15 protein-coding genes are annotated in these 12,843 nt (G+C 59.1%); 4 read left to right on the forward strand and 11 right to left on the reverse strand.

The genetic code is table 11. From position 1 onward, the window contains the following. Positions 1–25: 25 nt before the first annotated feature. From Q6D67_RS15065 to Q6D67_RS15100, 8 genes are read right to left on the reverse strand one after another with little or no spacing between them, the layout of a single operon-like run. The gene (locus tag Q6D67_RS15065; RefSeq protein WP_304706489.1) at positions 26–814 is read right to left on the reverse strand and encodes an SDR family oxidoreductase; all 789 of its coding nucleotides are present in this window, start codon (positions 812–814) and stop codon (positions 26–28) included. 45 nt (positions 815–859) lie between these two features. After that, positions 860–1,792 (reverse strand): TIGR03619 family F420-dependent LLM class oxidoreductase, encoded by a 933-nt coding sequence (locus tag Q6D67_RS15070; protein ID WP_304706490.1) that lies wholly within the window; start codon positions 1,790–1,792, stop codon positions 860–862. Positions 1,793–1,847: 55 nt separating this feature from the next. Beyond that, entirely contained in the window at positions 1,848–2,642 is a 795-nt protein-coding gene (locus Q6D67_RS15075; RefSeq protein WP_304706491.1) for an SDR family oxidoreductase, read from the reverse strand. Between the two features lie 33 nt (positions 2,643–2,675). Next, complete coding sequence (locus Q6D67_RS15080; protein ID WP_304706492.1) at positions 2,676–3,092, reverse strand: RidA family protein; 417 nt, start codon at positions 3,090–3,092, stop codon at positions 2,676–2,678. 30 nt (positions 3,093–3,122) lie between these two features. Next, positions 3,123–4,205 carry a hypothetical protein gene (locus Q6D67_RS15085; RefSeq protein WP_304706493.1) on the reverse strand — a complete coding sequence of 361 codons (1,083 nt, stop codon included), beginning with the start codon at positions 4,203–4,205 and terminating at the stop codon, positions 3,123–3,125. A gap of 33 nt (positions 4,206–4,238) precedes the next feature. After that, a complete protein-coding gene (locus Q6D67_RS15090; protein WP_304706494.1) occupies positions 4,239–5,075 on the reverse strand; it encodes an SDR family NAD(P)-dependent oxidoreductase in 837 nt (278 codons plus the stop codon). 11 nt (positions 5,076–5,086) lie between these two features. After that, a complete protein-coding gene (locus Q6D67_RS15095; RefSeq protein ID WP_304706495.1) occupies positions 5,087–5,884 on the reverse strand; it encodes a glucose 1-dehydrogenase in 798 nt (265 codons plus the stop codon). A gap of 19 nt (positions 5,885–5,903) precedes the next feature. Then, positions 5,904–6,986, reverse strand: coding sequence for a hypothetical protein (locus Q6D67_RS15100; RefSeq protein WP_304706496.1), 1,083 nt, complete (start codon positions 6,984–6,986; stop codon positions 5,904–5,906). Positions 6,987–7,118: 132 nt separating this feature from the next. On the opposite strand from Q6D67_RS15100, the gene Q6D67_RS15105 reads away from it, so the two are divergent. Both Q6D67_RS15105 and Q6D67_RS15110 read left to right on the forward strand, forming a co-directional pair. Next, a complete protein-coding gene (locus Q6D67_RS15105; protein ID WP_304706497.1) occupies positions 7,119–8,063 on the forward strand; it encodes a GlxA family transcriptional regulator in 945 nt (314 codons plus the stop codon). 134 nt (positions 8,064–8,197) lie between these two features. After that, positions 8,198–8,965 (forward strand): SDR family NAD(P)-dependent oxidoreductase, encoded by a 768-nt coding sequence (locus Q6D67_RS15110; protein WP_304706498.1) that lies wholly within the window; start codon positions 8,198–8,200, stop codon positions 8,963–8,965. A 22-nt stretch (positions 8,966–8,987) separates the two neighbouring features. On the opposite strand, the gene Q6D67_RS15115 is transcribed toward Q6D67_RS15110, so the two are convergent. Then, positions 8,988–9,569, reverse strand: coding sequence for a nuclear transport factor 2 family protein (locus Q6D67_RS15115; protein ID WP_304706499.1), 582 nt, complete (start codon positions 9,567–9,569; stop codon positions 8,988–8,990). Between the two features lie 109 nt (positions 9,570–9,678). Then, positions 9,679–10,290, reverse strand: a complete 612-nt coding sequence (locus Q6D67_RS15120) for a TetR/AcrR family transcriptional regulator (protein WP_304706500.1) — start codon at positions 10,288–10,290, stop codon at positions 9,679–9,681. A 109-nt stretch (positions 10,291–10,399) separates the two neighbouring features. Here Q6D67_RS15120 and Q6D67_RS15125 point away from each other — a divergent pair, with 109 nt between their 5' ends. Together Q6D67_RS15125 and Q6D67_RS15130 are read left to right on the forward strand one after the other, a co-directional pair. Next, positions 10,400–11,284 carry a hypothetical protein gene (locus tag Q6D67_RS15125; protein WP_304706501.1) on the forward strand — a complete coding sequence of 295 codons (885 nt, stop codon included), beginning with the start codon at positions 10,400–10,402 and terminating at the stop codon, positions 11,282–11,284. 34 nt (positions 11,285–11,318) lie between these two features. Further along, on the forward strand, positions 11,319–12,128 hold the full coding sequence (locus Q6D67_RS15130; RefSeq protein WP_304706502.1) for a coniferyl-alcohol dehydrogenase: 810 nt from the start codon (positions 11,319–11,321) through the stop codon (positions 12,126–12,128). A 38-nt stretch (positions 12,129–12,166) separates the two neighbouring features. Here the strand turns inward: Q6D67_RS15130 and Q6D67_RS15135 are convergent, their stop codons facing one another. Further along, positions 12,167–12,787 carry a TetR/AcrR family transcriptional regulator gene (locus tag Q6D67_RS15135; protein WP_304706503.1) on the reverse strand — a complete coding sequence of 207 codons (621 nt, stop codon included), beginning with the start codon at positions 12,785–12,787 and terminating at the stop codon, positions 12,167–12,169. Positions 12,788–12,843 lie beyond the last annotated feature (56 nt).

The following is a 12,843-nucleotide window of genomic DNA, read 5'->3' on the forward strand; positions in this document are numbered from 1 at the left end:
TCTGTTACATGGATTAGCGACGGATTTACTTGCCGAACCACTGCCCGCCGTTCACGGACAGACTCTGGCCAGTGACCACGCGGGCGAGGTCCGAGGCCAGGTAGACCACGGTGCCCGCGCATTCCTCAGCTGTGGGGACGTAGCGCAATGGAAACTCCTGCTCGCAGTAAAGCGCCAGTTCTTCTTCGAAACTGCGCCTGTGCTGCTCCGCCAGGCCGGCCAGCCAGGGCCGGAAATTGTCGCCATCGATGGGCCCGTAGTGGACGCTGTTGCAGCGTATGCCATCGGGCCCGTATTCGGTGGCGATCGAGCGGACCAGGGAAGCCAGCGCCGCCTTGGATGCTCCGTAGGAAGCCAGATAGGGTGGCGGAGCATTGTTCGCGGCCCCGGAGTTGACAAGAATCACGCGGCCGTCACCGCGTTGCTTCATGGAGGGAAGGGCAGCCTTGAAGAGGTGCAGCGCACCGAAGAGATTGACCTCGATGGCTTCGCGCCAGCGGGCGACGTCTGCATCGGCGATCATCGCCATGTCTCCGGTGTCGTGACCATTCTGTACCAGGATGTCGACACCGCCAAATCGCTGTACCGCCTCCGACACGATGTGCTCACAGGATGCATGGTCGGCCAGATCGGTGCGAATAGCTACGGCCACGCCGCCTTCGGCTTCGATGTCCCCGGCGACCTTCTGAATGTACTCTTCGTTGCGGGCGCCGATGACGACCTTGGCGCCTTGCGTGGCGAAGGCCACAGCTGTTGCCTGGCCGGCCCCTGGTCCAATCCCGGTGATCACGGCGATTTTGTCTTTGAGTAGCATCTTTTTTGTTCTCCCTAGAGGTTGGTATTCCTGGTTGTCATTTCACTACCAGGTGTCGTTTCTGAGCGATTGCTTGAGCTGAACCAGGCGATCCAGCAAATTTTCGATGTCGTCCGGGTCGGGAGAGAAAAACAGTGGAGCGATGTCGATCACAGTGATGCCCGTATCGATCATCGCCTGGCCCTGGGCAAAACTGGCGTCGAGATCCACCCTGCCACGGCCATCCAGGATGGGTACCAGTGTGCCGCGCACATCAAAATCGTCAGGATTCCGGCCCTGCACTAGCAGTAGTGGCTTCAGCTGTGACACCGTATCCCTGATGACCTCCAGGGATCCGGTCGCTGGCAGCCAGCCGTCGGCGAAGCGCGCCATCCTGTCGAGATTGCGCTCCGTCGGGCTCACACCGAGCCAGATGGGCAGCGCAGTCCCCTGTACTGGCAAGGGGTAGGCCTGCAGGTCGTCGAAGTTGATAAACTTGCCGTGAAAGCTATGGGTCCCGCCGCTCCACAGCGCCCGACAGACCTGGATCTGTTCTTCCATGTGCGTGAAGCGGCCCTGAAAGGGCAGGTTTTGCGAGGTGAACTCGGCACGCTGCCAGCCGGCACCGAACACGGCAATGACGCGCCCCTTGGAGATGTAGTCCAGTGTGGCAAACTGCTTTGCCAGTAGAACGGCGCTGCGTGCCGGGGCGATAATCAACGCGGTGGAGAGCTGTATCCTTCGGGTGCGCGCCGCAAAAGCCGCCAGCAGCGTAATGGGCTCGAACCAGTTTTCTTCGATACCGCCCGGGAAAGCCTCTGGGCCCATGGGGTAATCTTTGGGGGCGTCGCTGGTGAAGCACAGGTGATCCGCCACGCTGATCATATCGATACCCTTGGCGTCGGCCATCTCGGCAATCGCCATGATCCTGTCGATATCCCCGTTCGTGTGGTGGCTGATGCGGTAGAGCGTGACACCCACACGAATCGACTTTGCCATTAGTCGGTTCTCCCTATGGAGTTGATGTTGGCCATAGTGAGTGGCGGGGTGGCAATCATGCTCCGTCCTCCTGCCCTTCCAGACGCTTGGACGTGCGCACGCCCGGCTTCACTTCGATGAACTCGGCGGCGATACCGGGTGGATACTCCAGGCTCTGCGCGATTGCTGCCCCCATGATCGGGGGAGTGGTAGAGCCTCCGTAATACTCGCCCTTGGCGAGCCACGCGGTGTAGGCTTCGGCCAGGGCGTTTTCGTCGAAGTTGTTGACCGTGCCGGTGAAGACGCTGCCGGAACTGAACAGGGTGACCAGGATGTTGTCCTCCACCAGTTCCTTGCGCAGTTCGGCGGTGAACTGATCCACGGCAGCCTTGCAGGCAGTGTAGACGGCCAGGTGGGCGAACTCGTTATCACAACGGACGGTCGCCGAGGATATGTTGACGATGCGCCCACCGCCATTGCGGCGCAGCCAGGGGATGGCCGCCTGGCAGCCGAAGATGGTTGAGAGCAGGTTCAGCTCCACGAGTTGCCTGACTTCCTGGGCGGGCATCAGTTCGACCCGCCGGGGGAACTGGAAGCCGACGTTGTTGATTACCGCGTCGATCTGGCCGAAGTGCTCCCAAATTTTGCAGTACACTTCGTCGAGGGCATCGCGATCGCTGACATCCACGGGAAAGCCGACGACTCGGTCCGACTGCCACTGGGCCACGGAAGCCTGCAGGCGAGCGTTGTCCCGGGCCAGCACCGCCACCTTAGCGCCGCGATCCAGCAGCACGCCGACCAGCCCCTCGCCAATACCCTTGGAGCCGCCGGTAACCACGACAACCTTGTTTTCCACATACCACTGGGGCATCTCTATCCTTATCCTTGTTTGTGTGTACAGCGCTTATCGTGCCAACAGCAGTTCATACTCCACCATGATATCGGGCGCTGCCAGCCGGTCGACGATGCGCAGGGTGCCGCCAGCGGGTTTGATCTTCATGGGCGCGACGAATGCTTCCCAGGCGGCATAGATGCCGGGGTAGTCCGATTCCTGGACGTCCTTGCGGAAGGTCCATTCCATGCGGATGATGTGCTCGCGTTCAAAGCCTGCCTCGCGAATGAATTGGTCCATCCTCTCCAGTACGCTTTCGGTCTGGGCCACCGGATTTCCCGGAAAGCGTGCCCCGGAGCCATCGTCGGCCATATCGGCGAGGCCGGTGATAAAATAGAGTTCCTCAAACTTCGCGACCCGCAGCCCCCAACTGAAGAGCTTGCTCATGTCCGGAAGGTTGTCCGGTCTATAGACCTGTATCTCTGCCATCACTGTTTCCCTCAGCTGATCGTGGTGTCTTCACTTCGGCAACTCAAAGGCCTGGTAGGCGGGGATCACTTTCATGTCCAGCTGGGTCACGATACCGGGAGGCGCGGCGACCACTTGGGGCATGCTGTTGACGCAGTTCATCGCCGTGCAGAGGATGCCCAGGGCGGCGGAATCACTGCCGTCTTCCTGCCCGCAGGTGAAGTGCAGGCGCAGGTCGGGGTCGCCCTTGATGTTGATCTTGTAGGCCCAGGGCTCCAGATGCCCCCACTCCCGGGCGATGCTTTCGTCCATGGGCCAGAAGGTTTTGAACTCGATGACCGGTTGACCCTTCACCAGGCCCGCGTAATTGAAGTTCTGTCCTGCCACATGGCCCTTGCGAATTTTTCCGGTCTTTGAACCCAGCTCCAGTTGGACATCGATGTCCTGCTTGGCCAGGGCGAAGCGGTGCTTCTTTTCGTACTCCTCGACCTCGATGCCCAGAGCTTCAGCGACCAAGGCGATGGACTCGAAGAAAATCGTGCTCATCACCTCCAGCAGGAAGGGCGGGTTGGCTTTGGCATCTTCGGGGGACATGTCGAAACCGAGGTTGGTGACCATGTCCCAGGACTCGTTGACCCGGGACATGTCGACAATCTCGTGCACGGTGATCTTGCGGATACTGCGGGACATGGCCGACAGCACAATGGGCAGACGGTCACCAGAAAAGCCGGGGTGGATGCCCGAACCGTGCATGCTGACCCCGCCTTTGTGGCAGGCGGCGGCGAGCTTGGCCTCGTCTTCCTTGTTGCGCACGGTGGTGAAGCCACTGGGGGTCACCAGGTTCTTGCCTGACTCGAGAATCCGGCACATTTCGTCGACATTGGCCAGCAGCGGTGCGTAGTGCACGACATCGGCGTCCAGGGCCAGAATCTCCTCCACGCTGTTGCTGCAGGAGACGCCGATGGGGCCGATACCGGCGATCTCACCGGCATCCTTGCCCGCTTTATCGGCGCTGTGGACCCAGCAGCCCACCAGCTGAAAGCCGGGCTTGTTGTGGAAGGCGACGATGGAGAATTTGCCGACGCTGCCAGTGGCCCATTGAATTACGCGGATAGCTTGTTTTTGTTCAGCCATGCTGGCCTCCTCAAGTAGTTGTTTACTGTTGTTTCAGGCCGCAGGCATCACAGCACCACCACACACACTGATCAGTTGCCCGGTTACATGCCTGGCGGCAGCAGAGGCAAGGTACACAGCCGCATTGGCAATATCCGCTGGTCGCCCGAGCCGCTGTAAGGCACGTGCCGAAGCTGTTGGTAATTCTTCCCCCGCCTCGTAAGCGGCATTGAAGGATTCCGGTGTGCCGAAGGTGTCCCCCAGGGTATTCCAGAAGCTGCCGGCGGAAATCTCGGCGCTGGATTCGGGAACTATCCAGCCTGGGGCGATAGTGTTGACCCGTATGTCATACTGGCCAAGATCGGCGGCCAGGGCCCGGGTCAGGGAGACCATGAATCCCTTGCAGCCGGCGTAAACGGGGTCGTTACGCCCGGCGGTGCCACTTATCGCGGCGGCGGAGGCGATGTTGACGATCGCGCCACCACCTCGCTCCACGAAATGCCTGGTCACTGCCTGGGTCACCCACAGGGTGCCACGGATATTGAGGTCGATCATCCAGTCGATGTCGGCCGGCGTGACTTCCAGCAGCCGTGCAAAGCCCTTGCCGCCACCGGCATTGTTGACCAGGACATCAATCTGTCCGAAGGTCGCCAGTGTCTGTTCCACCATCGCGTCCACCGAGGCGCGATCGGTGATGTCGGTGCGACAATTGAGAATACTGGGGTTGTTGGCGAATCGCTCGTGCTCCGCCGCCGGGGCGTGATCGGCGATGACCACCTGCGCACCCCGTTGGGCGAATGCCCTGACCATCCCCTGGCCAATGCCGCCGTTACCGCCGGTGACGATGACCGTTTTGCCCTCAAAGGAGAAAGCATCCTGCTGATCAATCATGGCGACCTCCGTCACAGGTCGGGCAGCCTGAAGGGCAGGTTGGTATCCTGCAGGCCGCCGTCCATGTCGAGAATGGCGCCGGTGGAATAGGAGCCCGCCTCCGAGCAGAGGAACAGGGCGGCCAGCCCGACGTTCTCTGCGTCACCGATGCTTTGCAGCGGGGTCTTTGCCAGCAGTTTCTCTCGAAATCCGGCCTCCATGTCGAAAGTGTTCTGCAGGGCGGGCGTCATGATGGAACCCAGGGCCAGACAGTTGACCCGGATCCTGGGGGCCAGCTCCTCTGCCATGCAGCGGGTCAGATGGTCCAGGGCGGCCTTCGCTACGCAATAGGCCATCATTCCGCGTATGCCGATGTGACCCGCTCCAGAGGAAATATTGATGATGCTGCCACCGCCGCGCTTGAGCAGCCAGGGAGTGGCCAGGCGGCTGAGGACGAAGGCGGAGGTAGTGTTCCAGTCGAAATGGTGGCGGAAGGCTTCCGTGGTGGTGTCCAGGAACGCGGCGTAGTCACTGCCACCGGCGTTGTTGACCACGATGTCGATGCCACCACAGCGCTCCACCGTAGTGTCCACCAGGGCAGCCAACTGGTCCTCCTGCATCACATCGGCAATCAGCGCCTCGGCACTCCCGCCCGCCTGTTTGACCAGCTCAACAGTTTCATCGATTTGAGCTGCAGTTCGCGCCGAGCACACTACGTGCGCACCGCCGGCCGCCATCGCCAGGGCGATGCCGCGTCCCACACCTCGACCGGCACCGGTGACAATAGCGACCTGGCCATCCACACGCATGCGGTCCAACAGATTGGTCATGAAGCTCTCCTGTAGCTAATCAGCGGAAGGCGCCGTGGCTGGTGATGATCGGCAGGTCGAGGAAGGTGCGCACCCCTGGCTCCGCCCGGCACACTGCCGGGATAGCGTTTACGGCGTGAACGGCCGTGCCCAGTAGCGCACCTTCTTCACCGCCCTTGCCGAACATCGGGTGGTTTTTGTCGAAGGACGCACAGACCTCCAGATTGATGCGATAGGAGGGGGTTCCCTCAACGGTGATGGTCCAGGACACTTCCTTCTCGGATTCAACCGGCCAGGCCGGATCGATGTCCATGGTGGTTTTCCAGTAAGTGCGCAACACAAAGGCTGGCTTGCCGTTGACAATGCCCCGCCACTCGAAGCGTCGGCAGGCAACGGTGCCAGGCTCGATACTGCGGCCGTTGGCCAGTTCCACGCGACTTTTGGCCAGCGCCACTTCATGGTTGGGCTCAACCCGTTCCAGAGTGACACCCATATGGTCGGCCATCATCACCATGGACTCGCGGAAATAGGCGCTCATCCAGTCCAGGAAGGGATTGTCCGGTCGCAGCGCTTCCTCCCGGGTCTTGCCGAAGCCAATATTGTCCATCATGATCTCGGGCGCATCACTGGTATAGACGTGAACGTCGGAAATCTCCTGAACGGTGATCTGGCGGGCGCGGTGGGACAGGCCTGACAGGGTCAGGGGCAGGACATCCGACATGAAGGCGGGATTGATGCCTGAGCCGTGGAACACGCTGTTGCCTGCCAGCGCAGCCTGCTGTAGCTGTTCCCAGGCGGCGTCGCCACGTGCCCTTGGATAGAGGTTGCCGGCTGTGGTGATGACATTTACGCCGCGCCGAAGAAGATCAGCTATTTCGTCGGCATCGGGCTGCATGGGCATATAGAGCAGGCAGTCAGCTTCGGCCAGCGGTAGAGCCTCCGGGTCCATGACCGCCTTGATGCCCGTGTCTGGGCGGTCACACAGATGACCGGCATCCAGTCCGACTTTCGCTTCACTGTAGACCTTGACGCCAGTGAGCTGCATATCGGGGTCATCGAGCACAGCCCGCAGGGCGTGCCTGCCTACCGCTCCCGAACCCCACTGGATGACTTTGTAGATCATGGCGTGCTTTCCTGTTGTTATCGTGATTTGTAGTCACCTCGCGGTTCTCGTATATTAAGGAGGCGCCAATGGGCAAATAATGGGTAATCGCGTCAATTACTGGCCGAATTGGCCGGGGGGTGACGAATAAGTATGCGTGCTGCCATATTGCTTACACCGGGTTCCGTCGTCTCCCTGGTAGCTGCAGTGCATGACCTGCTGTTGCACTGCATGACGCACCACATCAAGGAAGCAGCAGAGGTCGATCTGCTATACGGGGTGTCAGCCAGGGATTGTGCCCTGCTGCAGGACCGCTTCAGTTTTATCAGGCAGTACGATGTGGCCAACGCGCCGCGTCCGGACTGGCTGTTCGTGCCCGCCTTGATGGTGGATGGCAGCTGGGAGCCCTGCCGGCAGGGCCGGCTGGCGTCGTGGTTGCGAGACGAGGCTGCCAACGGTACCCGAATCGTGGGTGTAGGCACCGGTGCCTTTCTCCTGGCTGAGGCGGGCCTGTTTCCCGGCGGCAAAGCCGTAACACACAGCCGCTATGCGGCTCTTTTCCAGCGTAACTTTCCAGCCCTGCAGGTGGTCGCAGAACCGGGATGGGTGGAGGAGGGGGCAGTTATCTGTTCGGGCGACCTGCCGTGGCAGGAGCTGGTGCTTGCAGAGATAGCGCGTCGTTGGGGTGATGCCGCTGCCCGGGATGTTGCCGAAACCTATGCCCTGCAATGGAATCATCTGCTGCATCATCCGGACGGCAGCGGTGGAATTGATGCGTCCATGGCCCAAGCCAGGTCCTGGCTGGCCGAACACTATGCGGAAGACAATCTCATTTCGCGTTGTATCGAGCACCTCGGCCTGTGTCGCCGCACGTTCAATCGGCGCTTCAAGCAAGAAACAGGTATGACACCCAAGGAATATGTGCATCGCTTGCGGGTGCAGGCCAGTCAGTCGCTTCTGGCATCCACCCGTCGCAGCATCGAGGATATCGGTGGCCATGTTGGCTACACCGACATGGGCGCGTTTTACAGGTTGTTTCGGCGCCACACCGGGGTCTCGCCGGGCCAGTTCCGTCGCGGGCACACTGCCTTGCCCTGAACCCCGCGGGCCGATTCACCACATTTTTCTTCACAGAACTCTCCATTCCAGCCTGCATGAAACATTGCGATAATAATCTTTTCTGGGTAGTCTTTCTTCGGCTACAGATAATTCTGGCTTAGACAGGACTCTTTATGACACAGGATTTTCCGGCGGGTGTCGCCCTCGTCATTGGTGGCAGTGGCGGTACCGGCGCGGTTATCTGCGAGAAGCTGGCGGAAGCGGGTAGCGATGTGGTGCTGACCTATAACGGGAACCAGGCGCGAGCCGCTGAAACCGCTGAGCGGCTCAATGGCCTGGGACAGACTGCGGAGTATCATCAGCTCTCCATTGGCGACCATGTACGTGTCAAACAGTTGATCGACGATATTGCATCCAGACACCGGATCCACACCGTCGTGGTTGCGGCGGGATCAGACATCCCTCAGCTGATGATCAGGGACGTATCCCCTGAAGAGTGGCGGCGGGTGATCGACTCGGACGTCAACGGCTTCTTCAACATGGTCCACGCTTCCTTGCCTCACATGAAAGATGCTGGTGGAGGTTCGTACGTGCACATCAGTTCCGCTGGGTTGCACAAGTGGCCCGAGCGCGATGTGCTCTCCGTCGCCCCCAAGGCCTCGATCGAATGGCTGATCCAGGGGCTGGCGAAGGAGGAGGGCGCATTTGGCATTCGCGCCAACAGCGTCGCCATCGGCGTAATCAATGCCGGTATTTTCAAGCGGCTCTGGGCCGATGGCACTTTTGACGAGGCGTGGAAGGACGCTGTCCAGGCTGGCTTGTGCATCAAGCGCTGGGGTGAGCCCGAGGAAGTGGCACACGCGGTTGTCTATCTGGCATCACAGCGCGCGGCCTATGTGACGGGCCAGATGCTTTCGGTGGATGGCGGCTACGGTGTCTGACAAGGCGTATGCCGGTACTGAATTACTCCTGCATCGGCGTGCCGTGCACACCCAAATAATGGCTGCTCAAGTTTGGCTCCTTTAGCAGAGGAGTATTGATTTCGTAGAGCCGCTCATAATGCGTCTCGATAATCAGCCAACGGCCGTTCTCCTTCACGTAGCGGTCCCAGTAGAGCAGGGTGCCCTGCAGGAAGTTGCCGATATCCAGCTGCCAGGCGAGGTCCGCCAGATACCAGACGCCGGTAGCCTCAGTCTCGCTGAGAATCTGGATTTCCGGATGGTGGCCATTGTGTTGACCGATCATGCGGGTATTGAAAGACTGCCCGATGGCCGCCAGGTATTCCGCCTTGCCATCCAGCTTCCACTCGTAGGTGCCACCCTTGAAGTGCACATGTACGTCATCGTGGAACAGTTCGGACATCTCCTCCAGATTGGCGGTATCCACGCAGCGCAGATAGCAATGCTTGAGCTGCTTGATGGCTTCGATGTCCATGAGGCGCTGGATATCGCGACGCAGGCCCTCGATGTCGGTTCCGGTAGCCTCCAGGGGAATGCCAGCGGTGATGCCCATGGTTTGTCGGTTCAACTTTGCTGGCTCGCGCATGGTGCTGCTCCATTATTTTGGTTGTGGTCCTGCAGTGTAGTCTCTGTAGTAGACCCGGTCACCCGAAGACAAATACCAGGGCGCCGGCAGTACTGAGTCAGCTCCAATGTCACGCGCGTAGGCCGGCAATAATGGTGCCGATCATCAGGTCCTGGCGGCGGCTGTCGCGCATTTCTATGACGGGGCGGGAGGACAGGTTGTTGCGCTCAATACTAAATACCAGTGCCTGCAGCATATGCGCGGTATCTGCCGGGTGTGTTTGGGGCGCAATGTCGCCCTCACGGATCCCTCGCCGAATGACCTTTGCCAAAGCCCGTTTGACTTTGCGCAGCGCATCATCAGTTGCCTCCTGGTCCAGCATCAGTACCCCCTGCGCGTCATCAATCATCACTACCCGGATAAAACCTGGTTGATCATGTGACAGGAGGTCCCGCATCCACTGTTCGATCACCGTCAGTGCGGGTTGGCGGCTATTGAGAATAAACCGCGTTACAGCCAGGGTGTCTTCCACAACCCGAGCGTTCAATGCCAGCAGAATAGCTTCCTTGGTTGGAAAGTACTTATAAATAGCTGCGCGCGAGAGGCCGCATCGCGCAGCGATCTGCATCATGCGAGTATCACGATACCCGTCCTCCAGAAAGCAGGCCGCCGCATTGTTCAGAATCTTCTCCCGGGTGGAGTCCGCTCGGGAGCGTGTTCCGCCGCTTTCGTTCTTTGTCATTAGCGCCCTGTGGGTGAAAAATTCGGTAGACATAGTATAAGTATTCTGTTGACTTTGATGAAGTGTAAATCTAGCATTCCTTGCCGGCAAAGTAACAGGAGCAGACAAAATGGCGGAGCAAATTGCCTCCGGGAAAGGTCTTCCCGGTTACTGGTTCTCACCGAATCCGGACAAGGCATGGGGGGAAAAGTTCTTCCTGACTGTCGTGCCGTTCTGGTTCCTCTACAACATGGCGATGGTCCAGATGGGCTGGCTGAATACGGGCACATTCTGGAACATCATGCAGAATGTGCTGATGTGGATACCGTATTGTGTGCTGTTACCCTGGTTTCTGCGCCGCAACAGTGGTGTTGTGTGGCACGACAGTTACTGGTTCAAGTTCAATGTTTACATGTTCTGGTGGATTTTCCTCGCCACCTATTTCCACACCGAGTACTTTTTCGAGGTTCTGGGCCTGCGCTATCGTTTCGAGGACGTGACACTGTTTCTGGACTCTGCCCTGGTCGGCCCGGACGAAGCCACTGCCCTGGCGCAGCACATGAAAGTGCCGCCATCAATGTACTTCAACGCGATCGTTTTTTTCATCGTCTACCATGTGACTGCGGTGATCGCTCTGCGACGAATCCGCACCATGACCATGAACTGGAGCTCAGCAGCTGCGCGTTTTTTCACCTACTGCGGCATCGTGCTGCTGATCGCGGCATTTTGGGGTTGGGGTGAAACCTACATGTACTTCGTGATGATTTCCCACGGCGATGATACTTCCGCCATGAACGTCTGGTACGAGAACCTGGATGCCATGCTCTGGGTGGGCTCCTGGTTTTATGCCCTGTACTTCGTGGTGGCGTTCCCGAATATCATCCGCCTGGATGAAGAAAGAGACGGTGAACGCTGGAGCATTGGTCGGGTGTTTATCGAATCAAGCTTCGTGGCGATGATCACTCTGCTGCTGATCGACCTGGCGACCCACCTGCTGGGTGGTCCCATCTACTGAACATGGTATTACAAGAGAAGGAAAAGGAAACATTATGAACGATGTACTGGGTTATCAAGGCAAGCAAGTGGTTATTACCGGGGCCGCTTCTGGCATGGGTGCCGCGGCGGCGCAGTTGTTGGTCGATGTCGGTGCGGAGGTCCATGCGCTGGATATCAGCGACGTCACAGTGCCGGTGAAAAAGGCGATCAAGACGGACATGAAAGACCAGGCTTCAGTGGATGCTGCCATCGCTCAGTTGCCCGGGGAAATCTACGCGCTGTTCAATTGCGCCGGTGTGCCGCACCCGCCGTTTTCCGCGATGGATACGGTGATGATCAATTGGGTTGGCGCGCGCTACCTCACCGATGCGATGATTCCACGCATCGGCAAGGGCGGCGGTATCGCGTCTATCGCTTCCACCGCGGGCATGGGTTGGAAAAGCAACCTGGATCTGGTCAAGGAGTTTTTGGCTGTGACCGGCTTTGCCGAATCCAGAGCCTGGCTGGAAGCACACCCGGACCTCAACGTAGATCCGTATGGCTTCTCCAAGCAATGCATGGTTGTCTACACCATGATGCAGGCAGGGGAGCTTGCGAAGCGTGAGGTGCGGATCAACTGCATTAGTCCTTCGCCCACGGCGACGGCGTTCATGGATCAGCTGACCAAGGAATTCGATAGAGATGCGCTCAAGGTTTTCTGCCCCTCTAACGGGCGTTTCGCGGATCCCGCAGAAATGGGCGAACCACTGGTCCTGCTGAACAGCAAGCTGGCGAGCTTTGTAAGCGGCGTAAATCTGCCGGTGGATTTTGGCTACTGCGCGGAAGTGTGGATGCAGCAGCGGGACAATCTGCTGGGCGTCTAATCGAGAGCGTTTAAAGAGCGTGCTGAGAAGCTACGCTCTCAAAAGATCAGCCGCAACAGGTAGTCCAGCAATTCCTCGCGTTTGGCTGGAGTCATTTCGTAGGTACCGGCAGATGATTTTCCGGTAGCCACGGCACGTGATCGTTCCAGCAACGGACCCAGAGTGACAAAGGCCACCAGGGTGCAGGCCAGAATGTCGCGCAATACCGAGGTATGGAGGCGTTTCTGGATATCCGGATCCCGGTAGTGCACTCTCAGGGCTCGAGGCGGGGCAAAGTGCCTGGACAACCACTCCATCCTCGGGCTATCCGTCGCCCCTTCACGCAGGTAGATCTGGCCGTATTCCGGCACTTCGCAGAGGGCGTCCAGAAAGCAGGACAGCGCGTAGCGGGCTGTCTCGCGGTCGCTGGCCTGCTGCTGTTCGGTAAACACTGAGTCGAATGCGGCATTGAAGCGCTTTTCAACGTCTTCCGCGGCAGCCTGCCACAGAGTCTCCTTATTCTGGAAGTGGTAGAGGATCAGTGAGCGCTGGGCACCGCAGAGCGCGGTGATTTCCCGAAAGTTGGTGCCACTGTAGCCCAGGCGTGCAAACACCTGGATTGCGGCCTCAAGTATGGCGAGCCGGGTGGAGGGCTTGTGGCTCTCTGTGCTTGCGCTCATCAATGCCTCAATAGCGAAAGAATTTGCTGGGGCTCATGTTACCGCACATTGCATTG

This window comes from Haliea sp. E1-2-M8 (assembly GCF_030649675.1).
Lineage (GTDB): Bacteria > Pseudomonadota > Gammaproteobacteria > Pseudomonadales > Halieaceae > Haliea.